Genomic DNA, 17,069 nt, shown 5'->3' on the forward strand with positions numbered 1-17,069 from the left:
CCCTCGAATGCGATGAGCCGCATTCTCGTTGAAATGCGGTGCAAGTTCGCGAATGAGAAATAACGGTGCCGTGAGATTGATGGCGATCACTCGGTCATACTCCGCCGACTCGAGGGCTGAAAGTGGTGCCGCGGCATTGATCCCGGCGTTACTCACGAGTACATCGGTGCCGTGGTGGCCCGCCTCTGCCACGGCCGCCTGCCAGGCCGCAGCAAGCTCCTTGGCTGCATCCGCGCCGCCACTGAGGTCGTGTTGCAGCAGCACCGGCACCGCACCCGCAGCGCGCACCTCGGCAGCGACCTGCTCGGCCGCAGCCCGGTCCCGACCAAAGTGCAGGCCAATGAGTCGCATGCCATCGGTCGCGAGTCCGCGCGCAATTGCCGCGCCAATGCCACGCGAAGCGCCGGTGACGAGGGCGGTTGAGCGAGCCATGCATCCCCCAGAGTGTGTGCACCGCGAATCTCGCGGCAATTGCGCCATCTCGCCCGACCCTAGCGCGATCGATTCGAGAGTTTCGCAGTCGCGGATGCTCAACTGTGGTCATGACACAAAACCCGCAGGATCGAATCGCGCTCAGTGCCGATGAGGTCGCCCGTGCCGTGCCGACGTGGCAGGCCGCCGAAGCAACCCTCTCAGCCGGATACCGCTTCGCGAACTTCGTCGAAGGCATCGGTTTCGTGGATGAGGTCGCGGCGATTGCCGAGGCGCACAACCACCATCCCGATATCGATATCCGCTACAACCGGGTGTTCTTCACCCTCTCGAGTCACGACGTCAAGGCGCTTACGGCACGCGATGTGCGCCTCGCGCGCGCGATTTCTGAGCTGGCTGACCGCTTTGGGGCGGAACAAGTCACGGCCGAGCATTAGTGCGATGTGCATCCTGAGCAACTAAGTCACCGAATAACTGAACGCACGGACGGTAATGTGTGCTCTCGGGTCGCATTGACGCGATCGCGTCCGAACCGAAGCACACAACAGCGTGCACAGCGAAGTGCGTTGCAGGGAGCAGACCATTGACCAATCAAGTTGAACTCGACACGAATTCCGATGTGACTTTCAGCACCCGTCGCTGGGTGCGTCCCGAAGACCTCAACGCGAACGGCACGTTGTTTGGCGGCAGCCTGCTGCGATGGATCGACGAGGAATCGGCGATCTACGCCATGATCCAGCTCGGCAACAGTCGGGCGGTGACGAAGTTCATCTCCGAGATCAACTTCGTGAGTTCGGCCATCCAGGGCGACATGATTGAGATGGGCATCCGCGCGACGAAGTTCGGCCGCACCTCAATCACCATGCGCGCCGAGGTGCGCAACATCATCACCGGCCAGCGCATCCTCACGATCGACAAGATCGTGTTTGTGGGGCTGGATGAGCACGGCAAGCCGGTAGAACACGGCTACGACTCGATCACCTATGACCGGGATCGCTTCCCGAAGCGTGACGACGACCTCGGGTTTTAGTCAAGCCCAGACGCACGAAATTGGGGGTGTCGCGTGGACCGCGACACCCCCAATGCACTTGGCACGTGACTACTCGGCACCGCCCGAGAGCTTGGCAAAGTAGTTGCCCACGGTTTCGTCTGCCCAGGTGAACGCATCCTCGCCGCGCAGCACGACATCAGCGCCGCCATCGCAGTAGATGGTCTGGCCGGCGCAGTGGGTGTTGTCGACTGAGGTGAGCCAGATGAGGAGCTTCGCGATCGACTCCGGGGGCTGGTGGTAGTTGAGGGGCATCGGCACGACCGCGTCGACGAACGCGGTCGTCTGCGCATCCGCGAGCAGGTCTGCGGTCATTGGCGTCGTCACGACACCGGGAGCCACCGCATTGAGCGGGATGCCTGCGCCCGCCCACTCTGGAGTCACCGACTGCTGGCGCACCCAACGCGAGATCGCCCGTTTCGACGAAGCGTAGATGAGCGAGCCCATCTGCGGGTTCTCGTGGTTGGCGAGCTCGCCTGCCAGCTCGAGCGCCTTCGTCTCGTCGTTCGCGAGAAGGGCGTCGACGAGCGGCGGGAAGTTCGGCTGCAACGATGACATGGAGGAGACGAGCGCAGCGCGCGGCGCCGACGACTCGGCGAGCGCGGGGCGCAGGCCCTCGAGAAACTCGGTCATACCGAAGTAGTTCACCGCGGCAGTCGCGGGAATCGGGTGGGAGATGCCTGCGCAGGCGATGACCGCGTCGACCTTGCCACCGGCGGCTTCGAGGACGTCGGTGACGGCCTGCTTGCGGCCCTCGGGCGTGCCGAGGTCGCCGGTCACATCGGCGCCCTTGAGGTCAACACCGATGACGGTTTCTCCTCCGGCGCGGAGGAGGTTGGCGGTGGCGAGGCCGATCCCCGAACCAGCGCCGGTAATGATGTAGGTACGCGACATGAAGCACTCCTTAATTCGGCGGGTGAACTGCAATCATTTTTTCGCGCAAATTCGAATGCGTGCTGGGTGCGGTTGTGCGGGGATCTGCTACTCGATTGCGAATGAACATATAGGGTGCTCGGGTACGAATTGTCGATTGGAGTGGTTACATGACAACGACGGCCGATTCCTCCCGGGCCAAAACTACCCGGGGTAATTTCCTCGACCGTAAGAACACCATCGCACCGCTGGGATATAACCGCTGGCTCATTCCGCCAGCAGCCCTGGCCGTGCACCTGTGTATCGGACAGGCGTATGCCACGAGTGTCTATAAGACCTCGATGGTGGAACACTTTCAGACTTCGCAAACGGCAATTGGCATCATCTTCTCGATTGCCATTGTCATGCTCGGCCTTTCGGCTGCCGTCTTCGGCACCTGGGTTGACCGTAACGGCCCGCGCAAGTCGATGTTCGTGGCGATGTGCTGCTGGGTCACCGGCTTCCTCATCGGTGCCCTCGGCATCTCGACCGGCCAGCTCTGGCTCGTCTACCTCGGCTATGGCGTGATCGGTGGCATCGGCCTTGGCATCGGCTATATCTCGCCGGTGTCGACGCTGATCAAGTGGTTCCCCGACCGTCCGGGCCTTGCGACCGGCCTGGCGATCATGGGCTTCGGTGGCGGCGCCATGGTGGCAAGCCCCATCTCGCGTCAGCTCATGAGCTTCTACGACCCGAGCTACGACCCGGCGAACTCCGGTTCGGTGGCCAATGGCTCGGCACTCGCGCTGCTGTTCGTCACGCTCGCCGCGATCTACCTCGTGGTCATGTCGATTGGCGTGATCAACGTGCGCATTCCGCATCCTGATTGGAAGCCCGAGGGCTGGACCCCGCCGGCCAAGGCCGCGAACAGCATGGTCACCGATGGTTCGGTCTCGGCTAATGGCGCCATTCGCACGCCGCAGTTCTGGTTGCTCTGGATCGTGCTCTTCACGAACGTCACCGCGGGTATCGGCATGCTCGAACAGGCAAGCCCGATGGTGCAGGACTTCTTCCGTGACTCGAGCGGAGTCTCGGCCATCGGTGTGGGTGCTGCGGCTGGCTTTGTGGGCCTGCTGTCGCTGTTCAACATGGCGGGCCGCTTCGTCTGGTCGTCGACCTCCGACAAGATCGGCCGCAAGCCGATCTACATGATCTACCTCGGCGTCGGTCTCGTCCTCTACCTCTCGCTCGCGCTGTTCGGACACACCTCGATCGCCGTGTTCGTGCTCATCGCCGCCATCGCCATCTCGTTCTACGGCGGCGGCTTCGCGACCATCCCCGCGTACCTCCGCGATATGTTCGGCACCTACCAGGTCGGCGCCATTCACGGTCGACTGCTCACCGCCTGGTCGGCGGCCGGTATCGCGGGTCCGCTCATCATCAACGGCGTACTGGATGCCCAGGGTGACTCGGGTGCGCTCGGTGCCGAGGCCTACCAGCCAGCCCTGTTCATCATTGTGGGCCTGCTTGCCATCGGCTTCATTGCGAACCTGCTCGTGCGCCGCGTCAACGAACGCCACTTCGAAAAGGAAGACGTCGTCAAGGAAACCCTTGCGAAGCTCAACGGCACCCCCGAAGAGCTCGAGGGTGCCGGTGAGGGCGCGCTGCCGGGTATGGGCCGCCTGATCATTTCGTGGCTGATCGTCGGCGGCATTCTCGCCTACGGCGTCATCATGACCGCGATCACGGCTTCGCGCCTCTTTACGGGCTAAGCCGATCGCGCAGAGCTACGCAGGCTCTGCAGTACGGAAGATTGCCGCGGCGGGCGAGTTTGCATCCGGAAGTTCAGCACTTCGGAGCGCGTAAACTCGCCCGCCGTTGCTGAGTACCTGGTTCGCAACGGCGTCGATGAGCGCGTAGCTTTCGGGCCCGGGCGAGTCGGCGAACGTGAGGTTGCCGAACTCGTCCATCGTGCCTTCCTGACGGTGCTCGAAATCGAACACGAGTGACTCGACCTGGCCGCGCACTGCCGCAGCGGCGATATCACTGAGCTGGCTGCTCCCGCGACCGTGCGCACGACGCGTCTCGAAGCGCTCCGCCCACTCGCTCACTTCGGCGGCGTAATGGCTCTCGAGAAGCTCTCGGCCACGCTGCGCCAACTCATCGTCGCTGAGTGACGCCGGGTTCACCGGCAGAGAGGCCTCGAGCAGGTGCTCGTAGCGATTCACGGCGCGATAGGCGGGTTCGAGATCATTGCTGATGGCGAGCACGAGCGGTCGGGTGTCGTCACCAATGGCGGCGAGGGCAGCATCCTGAATCGCCGACGCGAAGTTGCGCTGTTGCACCTTCGGACCAAGCGTCCCATCGGCGCGGTGCCGGTCGAGTTGTCCACCGCCGTGGAAGTCGACGTGCAAAAGATCGGCCACATCTTCGGCGAGTGTCGGCAACGGCACCCGGCGCGCGGTCGCGTCGGTGTCGAGGAAGAGCAACCGCGTTTCACCCTCGGTCACCGCGAGCAGGTAGCCATCGTGGGGGAAGGTCGCCGCACGCAAGAGCGGGCCGAGGTCAAAGCGATCGCCCACCGAGACTGAGGCGGGCAACTGGTTCATCAAACGAAACGCACGCACGTCCTCGGGCGAAATAAACAGCGCGATGCTACGCGCCTGAGTGCCCCAGAAATCGCGATCGGTCTCAAGAGCGCGAGCGTTCGCGGCAATCGCCTCAATGTCGGCAACGTTGCCGCCGAGTTCACCGAGTTCGGTTTGCGCTGACTTCACCGCGGTGCGGAATGCCGTGCGCGCGGCTTCGGTGTCGTGAGCAATGGAAGTGAACCCCGAGCCATTGCGGGGAGTGGGAGCCGGCAAGGCGATGGAGACGCTGGCCGGGTGGCGGTGCTTCGAAAGCGAAGCAAGGTCATGTTGGGTCAGTACGTCAATACTCATGGGGCGACGCTACGCGGCCAGCCTGGGCGGTTCCCCGAGGTATTCAGGGGATTTCTGTTATTTGCCCGACTTGGCGGTGCCGCGTCGCGCAGGGGCTGTGCGGGGGTCTTCGGGCCAGGGATGCTTTGGGTAGCGACCGCGCATCTCCGCACGTACCTGCGCATAGGCATTCGACCAGAACGAGCTCAGGTCGTCGGTGACGGCGAGGGGACGGCGCGCGGGGGAGAGCAGGTGGAGGAGCACGGGAACGCGTCCCCGCACGAGCCGCGGCGTATCCTCCCAGCCGAAGCACTCCTGCAATTTCACGGCGAGCACCGGCGGCGCATCCGTCTCGTCAATTTCGGGATAGTCGACCGCGATACGAGAACCGCTCGGCACCTCGAGGTGTGTGGGGGCGAGTTCATCGAGGGATGCGGCGTCGGGCCAGGGGAGGAGCCGCTGGAGGGCACCGTGGAGGTCGAGGCGTGAAGCTGGTTTGCCGCTCGCGAGGGCGTCGAGTTCTGGTGCGAGCCACGACTCCGCCTGGGTGAGGAGTGCCGCATCGTCCATGGCGGGCCAGGGGTCACCGAGCATTCGGTGTACGAGGGCGAGCCGTCGGCGCAATTGTTCGGCGGCGGGCGACCAGTGCAGGGATGCCAGGCCATCGTGGGCGAGTGCCGCAGCGACGGCCTCGCGGGCGGCATGTGGGGGCGCCGGTACCGGGGTCGAACTGAGCTCGATCGCCCCGAGTCGCAGCGACTTGCGGGCGCTCACTCGGCCCTCGTGCCACTGGGTTTCGATGACTTCGCGGCGTAGCGGACGGGCCGCGTCGAGTGCCAGCGACTCGCTGATCGGCACGGCCGCGCGGATCACCGCGCCAGAGCCGTCGGAGGCGAAACCTCTGGCGACATCGGCGATGGCGAGCCACGGCTGCCCCGCAAGCGACGACCCCTTTGGTAGGGCTGCGCCCGTGCCACCCGCAAGCTGATATGACCCGTGCTGACCGCGCGCCCGGGCAATGCGCTCGGGATGAGCGAGCGCGGTGAGATAGGCGAGGGCCGCATCGCCGGTGAGATCGTGCTGCGACGGTTGCGGTGGGATGAGCGACGCGAGCCGTCGGGCATCCTGACGCCAGCGAGTAGCGGCAGGTGTCTGTCCCTGTCGCAAACGCCGCAGGAGCGCCGTGAGATCGGCGCCATCGGCGCGTTCGTCGAGCGCGATGGCCGCGACGAGTTCGGCGGCAAGGGTCGAGCCGACTTGTTCGGCACCGTCAAGTAGCGCTCGGGCCAGACGCGGATGCGCCGGGACTTGCGCAAGTGCGCGGCCACGAGCGGTCACCTCGATGCGGTTGGCCGCTGGTGTTGACTCAACGGGTGCGATCGCGCCAAGGGCTGCGAGCGTCGCGTGGGCGCGGCCAAGGGCGGCCGGCGGCGGAGCATCTGGCAGGGCGAGCCCCTCACCACCGGGCGCACCCCAAAGTGCGAGTGTGAGCGCCGCGGTGGTGAGGTCGGCTGTGGCGATCTCGGGTCGTGCCGCTGCCGGGAACGCAGCCCACTCGGCCTGGCTGACGCAGCGCACCACATTGCCCGGCGCGAGCCGGGCTGCGCGACCAGCGCGTTGATCACCGGCGGCGCGCGAGACTGACACCGTCACGAGCCCCGAGAGATCGCGATCGAGATCAAGGCGCGGTTCGCGCGCGAGGCAGGAGTCGACGACGAGCCGTACATCGGGCACGGTGAGTGACGACTCCGCCACCGAGGTCGCGACAATCGCCCGGGGGTGACCGTCGGCAGGTGGCGTGAGCGCCGCATCCTGCTCGCGGGCCCCGAGCGAACCGGTGAGCGGTAGCGCGTCAATGCCGTAGGCGCGCAGCTTGTTCGTCACCTCGTCGACCTCGCGGGCGCCGGGGAGGAAGACGAGCGCCGAGCCCTCGGGATGCGCTGCCATCGCCCGCGCGGTCGTCTCAGCCACGTGCGTGAGGAACGCACGAGTGACTCCGCGCGCATCGAGACGTGGGCCAGCCGCGGGCGCCCACTCAACTGTGAGCGGATGCGGCACCATCGGCACCGAGAGTACCGGCGTGCCTTCGCCGAGGAGTGTTGCCCAGCGTGCCGTATCAAGCGTCGCCGACATCGCAATGACGGCGAGGTCGTCGCGGAGGTCAGCTACCTCACGTACGAGGGCAAAAGCCAGATCGGCATCGAGATCTCGTTCGTGCACCTCATCGAGCACGATCGCGCTGACTCCGGGGAGGTCGGGTTCGGAGAGGAGTCGCCGCAAGAGCAACCCCGCGGTGACAAATTCGACGCGCGTGCTGCGGCTAGTTTGCGATTCGCCGCGCACCGAAAAGCCCACCTCCTGGCCGAGGCGCGTGCCGCTCAGCGTGGCGAGCCGACGCGCACCAGCGCGGGCCGCGATGCGTCGCGGCTGCGCCACAATGACGCGGCCGGGATGCGGCCCGATAGCGGCGACGACATTCGCGAGCGTCGGCGGCACGAGCGTTGTCTTGCCCGATCCCGGTGGCGCCTCGATCACCGCGCGGCGACCGCTGCGCAACGCTGCTTCGAGCTTCGGCACGAGCGCCGCAGCGGGCAAGCCTCGGCCAATCGCCTCGAGATCAAACAGCGTCATACCCACCAGTTTCGCCGGTCGCACACAACCGACGCGAATCACGCGCCCAAACCGTGCCGCAGGCTATTGCGGACACACGCCTGCGGCGCCACGTCGATGCGAGCCCACGACATGGGTATCGACGATGCCGGTCGCTTCCATGAGCGCGAACATGGTCGTCGGCCCGACAAAGCGAAAACCGCGCGCTCGCAATGCGGCAGCGAGCGCCACCGACTCGGGCGATTGAGTCGGCACCTCCTCGAGCGTACGCGGCATCGGCGTTTCCTCGGGCTGGAACGACCAGATGAACTCGTCGAGCCCGCCTTCATCTCGCATTCGTAGCGTGGCTTGGGCATTCCCGATCGTGGCCACGATCTTGCCGCGGTGGCGAATGATGCCTGCGTTCGCAAGCAAGCGCTCAACCTCGCCCTCATCGAACGTCGCCACGACAGCGGGGTCAAAGTTCGCGAACGCGGCGCGGAACGCGTCACGCTTGCGCAGAATCGTGAGCCACGAGAGGCCCGATTGAAACGCCTCGAGACTGAGACGCTCGAACATACCGCGCTCATCGCGCACCGGCATGCCCCACTCCGTGTCGTAGTACTCGCGTAAGAGTGGATGAGACTCGGCCCAGGCCGTGCGCGCGAGCCCATCGGTACCGATAACGAGGCCCGTCACTGTGCCGACTCAGCAGCCTGATCGCGCGTACGAACCCAGTCGACCGCATCCCGAATCGTCTCGTCGAAGGGTCGCGGTGAGTAGTCGAACTCGCTCGTGGCGCGGCTGTGGTCAAAGGCACCATTGCTCGAAAGCGTGTGTAATGAATAGCTCGTGAAGAGCGCGGGCGTGCGGGTGATCTTTGCCCAGAGTTCGGCAAACGGCGCCGAGCACCGAGCCAACCAGATCGGCACCGCCGCCCGCGGGCGCTGGTCGGCGGCACGTGACACAATGCCCGACAACTCGCCGATCGAGTGAAAACCACCGCTGAGGATGTAGTTGCGTCCCCGGCAACCGAACCTGGCCGCATCGATGATTCCGCCAGCCAAATCCCGCACATCGACGAAGTCATACCCGCCCTCGACAACAAATGGCAGTCGGCCACGAACCAAGCTGTCGACCAAGGCAGTCAGTGCTCCCTGGCCGTAGTCACCCGGGCCGATAATGCCCGACGGATGCACGACCACCGCATCCAGGTCAGCTCCCGGCGCGCTCGCGGCAAGTACGAGCGAGGTGGCGATGGCCTTCGTCTTCGCGTATTCGCCAACGACCCGCTCAGGGTCAATGTCGAGGGTTTCGCGAATTGGGCCCGCTGTCGATTCGGGCAGCGCGTGCACCGAACTCACATAGACAAGCCGAGCCCCGGGAATCTTGCGGCTGGCGGCGATGACATTACGGGTTCCCTCGACATTGGTTTCCCGCACTTTGAGCGGTACTTTGCGCTCAATCGAGACGAGTCCGGCCGCGTGCACGATGATCGGGGTCACGCCCGGGGGAGTCGCGAACGCTTGCTCGAGCGAGGCTGCGTCGAGCACATCCCCTTGGATGCGTTCGCAATCGACACCGCGCAGTGACTCCGGATCGATTGAGGACCGCAACACCGCGCGCACTCGCTCGCCACGCGCGCGGAGTTCGCGCACGAGCACATTGCCGAGAAAACCGGCGGCTCCGGTGACAATCCACATCCGCGAACTCTGCTGTTGCTCGGTAGGCTCCACGCCTCAAGCGTGCCAGGCTGCGGGTGCAGATTCGCCGTCAACCAAGGATGCAACCTGCGGGCGATGAACATGTTGCTGTGGCCTGGCAGGGTAGAACCCCCTGACTATTTGCCAGATGCAGTATCGAAAGGCCACGCATGGACTTCTTCTCCTCTTCGCTCGCGACGATTGGCATCATCGTCGCAGTGATCATTCTGATTGCCCTCGCGGTGGTGTTTCTCATCATTTCGCGTACCTGGTACCGCACCGCGGGTGCCGACGAAGCCCTGATCATCACTGGAAAGGCCAAGAAGGGCCAGGCCTCGAAGATCAATGTGGTCTCGGGTGGAGGTCTGTTCATCAACCCCTTCACGCAACGCTCCGCGAAGCTCTCGCTGCGCTCGCGCTCGATTGAGATCAAGCCGACCGCGCAGGCCGCAAACGGCGTCACCGTTGATGTCGAGGGCATTGCGCTCGTCAAGGTCGGCTCCGACCCCGACCTCATTCGCCGCGCCGCCGAGCGATTCCTCTCGCAAGACAAGGCAATCGAAGCGTTCACGACCGAGGTACTCGAAGGTGCCCTTCGTGGTGTGGTGGCGACGCTCACCGTTGAGACGCTGATGAAAGACCGCAAGGCGCTTGCTGAGCAGATCGCCGAGGGTATCGAGGGCGACCTCGACCGTCAGGGTCTCGTGCTCGACTCGTTCCAGATTCTCGGCATCACCGACCAGGGCGGCTACATCGATGCCCTCGGTGCCTCCGAAATTCAGCGCGTGCACCGCGAAGCTGAGACGGCTCGCATCGATGCGGCTCGCGCCGTTGCCAAGCGTCAGATCGAAACCGACACTGAGACCCTCGCTGAGCGCACCTCCTACCAGGAGAACGAGGCGGCCTCGAAGGCGACCGTTGGTCGCGCAAATGCTGAGGCGGAACAGGCCGAAGCGCTGCGTCGTGCCGAGCTCGAGAAGGCCGTGCTTGACCAAAACGCCGACAACAAGCAATCGCAGCTTGACGCTGAGGTGAAGAAGGTTGCCGACGCGACGCTCTACGAGCAGCAGCGTGTCGCCGACGCCAGGGCCTACAAGGAAGCCAAGGAAGCCGAGACCCGCCAGCAGGTCGCACAGGCCGACGCCGAGGCGCGCACCACCGCGGCCCGAGCCGAAGCCACCGCCCGCACCACCGCGGCTGAGGCTGAAGCCACCGCGCGTCGCGCGAAGGCTGACGCCGATGCCCACGCCCGTCGCGTCGAGGCCGAGGCCGAGGCCCTCGCGATTCAGCAGGCCGGTGAAGCCGAGGCTGCCGCCCAGCTCGCACTCGGTGAGGCCGTTGAAAAGCACGAGCAGGCGCTCGTCACACAGAAGCTCATCGACCAGCTCGTGCCGATGATGGCCGAGTTCGCCAAGGCGCAGGCCGCGATCGGCGGCTACACGGTGATCTCGACTGGCGGCGTCGCCGAGCACCAGGCGATCGAATCGGCGGCAACGCTCAAGGCGCCGTTCGACGCCATGAAGGCCGCCACCGGCATCGACCTTGCCGCCCTCGTGCAATCGGGTCTGCAGGGTGAGCGCACCGGCGAGGCCATCGCCAAGGGCCTGCGCGACGGCAATAGTGAGCCGGGCGTCTAGTCAACGTCGCACCCTGCGGGAGGTCACTGGCGCAATCCGTCCATTTGGCGGAGGACGCGGTTCAGCTCGAAACCTAGATTGGGGAGTGGCGGATACCCCGCCACTCGAGATTGAGATGGAGCATCAGCGCCAGTGACCACCCACACGACTACTCCGTCGGCCGAGGCTGACGTCGCCGCACGCGGAATCAGCCCTCGTCGCTTGTTCAAGACCTTCGCATTCGCCGAAATGGTCACCTGGGCGGGTCTCATCACCGCGCTCATTCTGCGCGCGCTTGACGTGACCAATATCACGCCTATTGCCGGAGGCATCCACGGCTTTATCTTCCTCTGCTACAGCGCGACGACCATTTTCGTCTGGGTGAATCAGAAGTGGCCGGCCAAGGTCGGCGTCACCGGACTCCTCCTCGCGATCGTGCCGTTCGTGACCGTACCGTTTGAAATCGCCGTTGACCGCCGTGGCCTCCTGGCCGGTGGCTGGCGTTTGGCACCCGGCGGCGACGAGCCGAAGGGCTTTGTCGAGCACGTGCAGGCCTGGGTGCTGCGTCGCCCGCTGCTCGCAGTACTGCTGTTGCTTGCGTTCGTCGTTGTGCTCTTCGTCACGCTCCTCTGGCTCGGCCCGCCGATTCCGAAGAGCTAGCGCGGTCGGCGCCCAGCGCCATCTTCTAGCGTTGGCGTCATGGACAACGACGCGCAGACCGGCACCGGGGTAGTCACTACGGAAACCGAACGCAAGTACCGTGTGCCCGCGGGGGTCGAGGTGCCGGATCTTGCGAGCATCGGCCCCATTGGCGTGCCGCGCATCGACACCCTCGTCGCGACGTACTACGACACCCCCGACTTTGCGCTGCTTGCGGCGCGCGCAACCCTGCGCCGCCGCACCGGTGGTCAGGATGCGGGTTGGCATCTCAAGACGCCCGGCACCGGCGATGTGCGTGGTGAGCACCGGCTGCCGCTCGAGGTCGGACGGCGCGTGCCGTTCGCATTTCGCGCGGAGTTTGCCGAGGTGCTCGAGGAAAAACCGCTCTTGCCGATCGTCGAACTTACGACCGTGCGCACGACCACCGAGCACTTCGACGATGAGGGGCGGGTGCGCGCGGAAATCTGCAGTGATCGAGTGAGCGCCGTCGTCCTCCGACGCGATGTTGACCTAGATCTCGACTGGCATGAGGTCGAGATCGAGCTTCCCGCAGGGGAGCCTATCGCCACGTTCGGTCTCATTGAACCGGTGCTCACCGAAGCGGGCATTGAGCGCACCGACGCACCGTCGAAACTTGCCCACATCCTGGCAACTGTGCCGCCGACACCAGCCGTTGATCTTGATGATGCGGCTGCCGACGCGGTCGTGTCGATCATGGCGCGCCACTTCGGCAAGCTGCAATCGCTCGAGGGCGACCTCATAGCGAACGCACCGGATGCGGTACATCAATCGCGCGTGGCGTTGCGTCGCATGCGCAGCCTGGTGCAGGGCTACCGAAGGGTATTTGACCGGCAGGACGCCGTGCGCTTGCGCGGGGAGTTGCGTTGGGCAGGGGAACAGCTCGGTGAGGCCCGCGATGCTGAGGTGCTCGTCGAAAAGTTTGCGGAGCTCTTCGACGCCTGTGCTGAGGGCGAGATTGTTGGGGCGATTCGTGAGCGTGTGGAGGGCTCGCTCGGGCGTCGGCATGCGCAGGCGCTCACCCACCTGCGCCGGGTCGTGGCTTCACCCCGCTGGGATGCGCTACATCTGCTTGCCTCGGAGTTCATTCTCGACTCGCCGACCTCGCGACGCGGACGGCGCCCCGCCTTCGGGGTGTTGCCGAAGCTAGCGGCTGACACCATTGATCTCGTGCGAGAGCGCACGGATGCCGCGCGAGCCGACGAGACGAATCTTGATGCCTGGCACGAGGTGCGCAAGGGCGCAAAGCGCGTGCGTTACTCGTATGAGGTGTTGGAACAGCTTGGCGATGAGGACGCCAAACCGACGCGGCAGGCGTGGAAAGAAGTCGCCGAAGACTTCGGCGCGGTGCAGGATGCGGTCATCCTCGACGAACAGCTCCAGCGCTTTGAGCGTGCGGCCACGGCGGCTGGTGAACCGATCGACACCTACGAACTGCTCCGCGGGCGCTTCGAAACCGACCGGGATGCGGAGCTCGCGCGCGTGCGCACACTGCTCGACGAATTGCTCGCTGAGTAGCTCACCACCTGGTCTGGAGCGGCTGAGGAGCCGCCCCACAGCGAACTATTGGCTTAGCCCACCGGGTCGCGTGGCCACTGCTTGAGTTGCTCGACGAGCCACGGACTGAACACGAATGGGGTCGAGGTGACCGCGCGGCGAACTTCGGCGACATCAGCCCACGCCCACTCCATGACCTCGTCTGGGTTTGGGTTGAGTTCGCCGTCGATCTCGGCGATGAATACCGGGCAGATCTCCTGCTCGACCACACCGGATGCGTCAACGGCGCGGTATCGGAACTCCGGGATGAGCGGGCGAATGCCGCGGATCTCGACGCCGAGTTCCTGGCGGGCGCGGCGGCGAACGGCGTCGACATTGAGTTCGTCGGGGCGAGGGTGGCCGCAGAACGCATTCGTCCACACACCGGGCCAGGTGACCTTGGTGAGCGCTCGGCGAGTGAGCAGCATCCGGCCGCGGTTGTCGACCAGGTGGCACGAGAACGCGAGGTGCAAGGGCGTATCCGTGGTGTGCACGGAGTCGCGCGGTGCGGAGCCGATGGGGGTGCCATCGGTGTCGACGAGTACGACGAGGTCGTCGGTCATGGTGTCGTCCTCTCAAGTTCGCAGCAGTGCTGGTGCGAAACACGCAATTTATGCGTGTGGATCCTCGGTAATTGAGACTACTTCGGCAAGCGGAAAGTGACTCGCGCATTGGCTCGCCTGTCGCGATCTGCGGCGAAATTCCCAGTTGGAAAGCAGTTGATTTATCGTCGCACAGATTGCCGAATGCTATTCATTTGTCGCCACGTGAGTTGCCGATGCTGTGGCCACTTGCTTGCGGGCACGAGCGCGCAACCAGATCTTGCGCAGCTCGTCGAGCCAGAGCACGCTCGAGGCGAGCACGATGGCGATGAGCCACTGTTCGAGATCAAGCGGCACAGTGCCAAAGGCGTGGTTGAGGACGGGCACGTAGATCACGAGCACCTGCAACAGGATCGATAGCGCGACCGCGCCCCAGAGCCAGCGATTGTGCGCGATGCCGACGAACGCGCTATCGAGTTCGGATCGGCAGTTGAGCACGTTAAACAGCTGCGCAAACACGAGCACGGTGAACGCCGCCGTGCGCGCGTGCGCCTCGTCGGTGGTGTGCGGGCCATCGAGGAGGCCACCCGGGTAGAACCAGTCGAAGGCGAGGAGCGTGGCAACCGCCATGACGACACCGACGAACACGATGGTCGACCACATTTCACCGTTAATGACCCGGTCGGTGAGTCGGCGAGGCTTTGCCGACATGACGTCGCGGGGGACTGGGTCGACACCGAGCGAAAGGGCGGGCAAAGAATCAGTGAGGAGGTTAATCCAGAGAATCTGCGTCGCGAGTAGCGGCAGGATGACAGTGCCATCTTCGAGTCGCAAGCCGAGCACGGTACCGAGCGCAACACCCAAGAGCATCGTGAGCACTTCGCCCATATTCGATGAGAGGAGGTAGCGGAGGAACTTGCGAATATTGGCGAAGATGCCGCGGCCCTCGCGCACGGCCGACACGATGGTGGCGAAGTTATCGTCGGCGAGGATCATGTCGGCGGCTTCGCGGGTCACCTGAGTGCCGGTAATACCCATCGCGACACCGATGTCGGCGGTCTTGAGCGCCGGCGCATCGTTCACACCGTCACCGGTCATTGAGACGATATTGCGCTGTTCACGCAGAGTCTCGACGATGCGGAGCTTGTGTTCGGGGGCAACTCGCGCGAAGACCGAGACCGTACGCACGGCTTCGGCGAATTGATCGGCATTGAGCGCATCGAGTTCTCGGCCCGTGAGCGCGAGGGGTGGGCGAGTGAGGTCGGCGGTCGCTGTGGCAGGGTCTGGGACCGTGATGGGTTCGATGATGCCGAGGTCAGTGGCGATTCGCGTTGCGGTAGTCGGGTGGTCGCCCGTGATCATCACCACTCTGATGCCCGCCGCATGCGCTTCCGCGACGGCTTCACCAGCTTCTGCGCGCGGTGGATCAACGATGCCGACCACGCCGACCCAGATGAGGTCGGACTCGACCTGTTCGTCATCACCGTCGAGATCGGCGGCCTGCGCTGGCCGGGCAGCAACTGCGAGTGTGCGATAGGCGAGGGCGGAGAGGTGTTCGACCTGCTCGGCAATCTGCTCGCGGTGTTCATCGGTGAGCGGCATGATGCTGCCGTTCGTGCGGACTCGAGTGCAACGCTCGATGAGCACATCGGGGGCACCCTTAGCGATAACCCATTCGTAGCTCGGATCATTGCCTCCAGAGGCATCGTCGACGAGTGCGAGTTCCTTGCGAGTGCGCACGACCACGGTCATTCGCTTGCGCGCGGAGGAGAACGGCACTTCACGTACGCGATCAAACTCGGGGAGCGCTAGGCCCAGGCGCCGGTCGGCGAGATGGAAGGCGGCCTCGGTCGGGTCGCCGATGATCTCGGCACGATCTGAGGTCACATCACTCGAGCGAACCTCGGCATTGTTCGCGATGGAGCCGAGGACGAGCACCTTGCGGTACTCGTCGACATCACCACCGACTTCATCATCGAGTTGCTCGAGTGTCGACAGGGCGAGTGAGCCATCGACGGTTGCCACTTCCTCAATGGTCATTTCATTGCGGGTGAGCGTGCCGGTCTTATCGGAACAGATCACGGTTGCGGAGCCGAGCGTCTCGACCGAATTGAGTCGTTTCACGATGGCGTTGTGACCGGCCATGCGCTGCACCCCGAGCGCAAGCACCATTGAGAGGATGGCGGGGAGTCCTTCGGGAACGGCGGCCACCGCGAGCGAAACACCGAGCAGGAGGATGGTGATGAGGCTCGCCGCGGAGTGATCTGGCGTGATGAAGTACACCGTCGCCATCACCACGAGCGCGACGATGATGACGAGCACGGTGAGCGCCTTGCCGACGCCCGCGATCTCGCGTTCTAGGGGTGTCGGTTCGGAACTTGTGGAGTCGAGGAGCTCGGCGATGCGCCCAACTTCGGTGCGCATCCCGGTGGCGCAGACCACAGCGCGACCGACGCCCTGGGCGACCGCGGTACTCGCAAATACCATGTTGGTCCGCTCAGCTAGCGGCGCATCCGCCTCGACCTCACCGGCGACTTTTTCAACTGGCACCGACTCGCCAGTGAGCGACGACTCGCCGACGAGCAAGTTGGTGGCGCTGAGGAGGCGCGCATCAGCCGGTACGGTATCGCCCTCTTCCAGGAGCACGATATCGCCGGGGACGAGGCTGGCGCTCGGCACCTCGTGCCGCTGACCGGCACGGATGACCTTGGCCGTGGGCGCCGTCATATCTTGGAGCGCTGCGACTGCTTTGGAGGCTCGTTCTTCCTGAACGAATCCGATGATCGCGTTGAGCACGATGATGGCAATGATCACGACCGAGTCGATGGGGATGCCGGTGGCGCCTTCGATGATCCAGGCAATGAGCGAGATGATGACGGCCGCGATGAGCAGGTAAATGAGCGGGTCGGCGAATTGCCGCAGAAAGCGCTGCCACGCTGGGACAGTCTTCGCCGCCCGCAACTTGTTTTCGCCCCAGCGCTCCCGTCGCGTAGCTACTTCGCTCGCGCTCAACCCAGCGTCGGGGACGACCGCCAATTCGCCAATGACCGTTTCGACCGATGTGGCATGCCACGGCGTGGAGTGATCGATTTGCAGGTTCGTGCTGTCAGCCATGTGGGGTTCTGTTTCTTTTGAAGACCAGAGATCTTCCG

Annotated in this window: 14 protein-coding genes; 6 read left to right on the forward strand and 8 right to left on the reverse strand. The window is 64.6% G+C overall.

The genetic code is table 11. The features are described from left to right. The coding region (locus EG850_RS09015; RefSeq protein ID WP_185715013.1) for an SDR family NAD(P)-dependent oxidoreductase at positions 1–432 on the reverse strand (432 nt) is incomplete at its 3' end. A 110-nt stretch (positions 433–542) separates the two neighbouring features. On the opposite strand from EG850_RS09015, the gene EG850_RS09020 reads away from it, so the two are divergent. Next, complete coding sequence (locus EG850_RS09020; RefSeq protein WP_124972700.1) at positions 543–869, forward strand: 4a-hydroxytetrahydrobiopterin dehydratase; 327 nt, start codon at positions 543–545, stop codon at positions 867–869. 146 nt (positions 870–1,015) lie between these two features. After that, complete coding sequence (locus EG850_RS09025; protein WP_124972702.1) at positions 1,016–1,462, forward strand: acyl-CoA thioesterase; 447 nt, start codon at positions 1,016–1,018, stop codon at positions 1,460–1,462. Positions 1,463–1,531: 69 nt separating this feature from the next. On the opposite strand, the gene EG850_RS09030 is transcribed toward EG850_RS09025, so the two are convergent. Then, positions 1,532–2,374 (reverse strand): SDR family oxidoreductase, encoded by an 843-nt coding sequence (locus EG850_RS09030; RefSeq protein WP_124972704.1) that lies wholly within the window; start codon positions 2,372–2,374, stop codon positions 1,532–1,534. A gap of 149 nt (positions 2,375–2,523) precedes the next feature. Between EG850_RS09030 and EG850_RS09035 the strand changes: the two genes are divergently transcribed. Beyond that, a complete protein-coding gene (locus EG850_RS09035; RefSeq protein WP_124972706.1) occupies positions 2,524–4,104 on the forward strand; it encodes an OFA family MFS transporter in 1,581 nt (526 codons plus the stop codon). A gap of 15 nt (positions 4,105–4,119) precedes the next feature. Here EG850_RS09035 and EG850_RS09040 read toward each other — a convergent pair whose 3' ends face one another. From EG850_RS09040 to EG850_RS09055, 4 genes are all read right to left on the reverse strand, one after another. Continuing rightward, positions 4,120–5,274: a baeRF11 domain-containing protein gene (locus tag EG850_RS09040; protein WP_124972708.1), complete on the reverse strand. Its 1,155-nt coding sequence runs from the start codon at positions 5,272–5,274 to the stop codon at positions 4,120–4,122. A 57-nt stretch (positions 5,275–5,331) separates the two neighbouring features. Continuing rightward, complete coding sequence (gene hrpB, locus EG850_RS09045; RefSeq protein ID WP_124972710.1) at positions 5,332–7,884, reverse strand: ATP-dependent helicase HrpB; 2,553 nt, start codon at positions 7,882–7,884, stop codon at positions 5,332–5,334. Positions 7,885–7,947: 63 nt separating this feature from the next. Continuing rightward, positions 7,948–8,541 (reverse strand): DNA-3-methyladenine glycosylase I, encoded by a 594-nt coding sequence (locus tag EG850_RS09050; RefSeq protein ID WP_124972712.1) that lies wholly within the window; start codon positions 8,539–8,541, stop codon positions 7,948–7,950. Next, positions 8,538–9,545, reverse strand: a complete 1,008-nt coding sequence (locus tag EG850_RS09055; RefSeq protein WP_124972714.1) for an NAD-dependent epimerase/dehydratase family protein — start codon at positions 9,543–9,545, stop codon at positions 8,538–8,540. Before EG850_RS09055 ends, EG850_RS09050 begins: the two co-directional genes overlap by 4 nt. A 170-nt stretch (positions 9,546–9,715) precedes the next feature. Between EG850_RS09055 and EG850_RS09060 the strand changes: the two genes are divergently transcribed. From EG850_RS09060 to EG850_RS09070, 3 genes are all read left to right on the forward strand, one after another. After that, on the forward strand, positions 9,716–11,182 hold the full coding sequence (locus EG850_RS09060; protein WP_124972716.1) for an SPFH domain-containing protein: 1,467 nt from the start codon (positions 9,716–9,718) through the stop codon (positions 11,180–11,182). A 132-nt stretch (positions 11,183–11,314) separates the two neighbouring features. Then, positions 11,315–11,821, forward strand: coding sequence for a DUF3817 domain-containing protein (locus tag EG850_RS09065; protein WP_268878159.1), 507 nt, complete (start codon positions 11,315–11,317; stop codon positions 11,819–11,821). Between the two features lie 39 nt (positions 11,822–11,860). Then, positions 11,861–13,357: a CYTH and CHAD domain-containing protein gene (locus EG850_RS09070; protein ID WP_124972718.1), complete on the forward strand. Its 1,497-nt coding sequence runs from the start codon at positions 11,861–11,863 to the stop codon at positions 13,355–13,357. 53 nt (positions 13,358–13,410) lie between these two features. On the opposite strand, the gene idi is transcribed toward EG850_RS09070, so the two are convergent. Together idi and EG850_RS09080 are read right to left on the reverse strand one after the other, a co-directional pair. Further along, entirely contained in the window at positions 13,411–13,938 is a 528-nt protein-coding gene (gene idi, locus EG850_RS09075; protein ID WP_124972720.1) for an isopentenyl-diphosphate Delta-isomerase, read from the reverse strand. Positions 13,939–14,124: 186 nt separating this feature from the next. After that, positions 14,125–17,031, reverse strand: coding sequence for a cation-translocating P-type ATPase (locus EG850_RS09080; protein ID WP_124972722.1), 2,907 nt, complete (start codon positions 17,029–17,031; stop codon positions 14,125–14,127). Positions 17,032–17,069: the final 38 nt, after the last annotated feature.

The organism is Gulosibacter macacae, assembly GCF_003865375.1.
In the GTDB taxonomy this organism is placed as follows: Bacteria; Actinomycetota; Actinomycetes; order Actinomycetales; family Microbacteriaceae; genus Gulosibacter; species Gulosibacter macacae.

Excerpts from the sequence above, each read along its gene's own strand:
- EG850_RS09020 (WP_124972700.1), top strand. The coding sequence starts at position 543 with ATGACACAAAACCCGCAGGATCGAATCGCGCTCAGTGCCGATGAGGTC.
- EG850_RS09030 (WP_124972704.1), bottom strand. The coding sequence starts at position 2,374 with ATGTCGCGTACCTACATCATTACCGGCGCTGGTTCGGGGATCGGCCTC.
- EG850_RS09035 (WP_124972706.1), top strand. The coding sequence starts at position 2,524 with ATGACAACGACGGCCGATTCCTCCCGGGCCAAAACTACCCGGGGTAAT.
- EG850_RS09040 (WP_124972708.1), bottom strand. The coding sequence starts at position 5,274 with ATGAGTATTGACGTACTGACCCAACATGACCTTGCTTCGCTTTCGAAG.
- hrpB (WP_124972710.1), bottom strand. The coding sequence starts at position 7,884 with ATGACGCTGTTTGATCTCGAGGCGATTGGCCGAGGCTTGCCCGCTGCG.
- EG850_RS09055 (WP_124972714.1), bottom strand. The coding sequence starts at position 9,545 with ATGTGGATTGTCACCGGAGCCGCCGGTTTTCTCGGCAATGTGCTCGTG.
- EG850_RS09060 (WP_124972716.1), top strand. The coding sequence starts at position 9,716 with ATGGACTTCTTCTCCTCTTCGCTCGCGACGATTGGCATCATCGTCGCA.
- EG850_RS09070 (WP_124972718.1), top strand. The coding sequence starts at position 11,861 with ATGGACAACGACGCGCAGACCGGCACCGGGGTAGTCACTACGGAAACC.
- idi (WP_124972720.1), bottom strand. The coding sequence starts at position 13,938 with ATGACCGACGACCTCGTCGTACTCGTCGACACCGATGGCACCCCCATC.
- EG850_RS09080 (WP_124972722.1), bottom strand. The coding sequence starts at position 17,031 with ATGGCTGACAGCACGAACCTGCAAATCGATCACTCCACGCCGTGGCAT.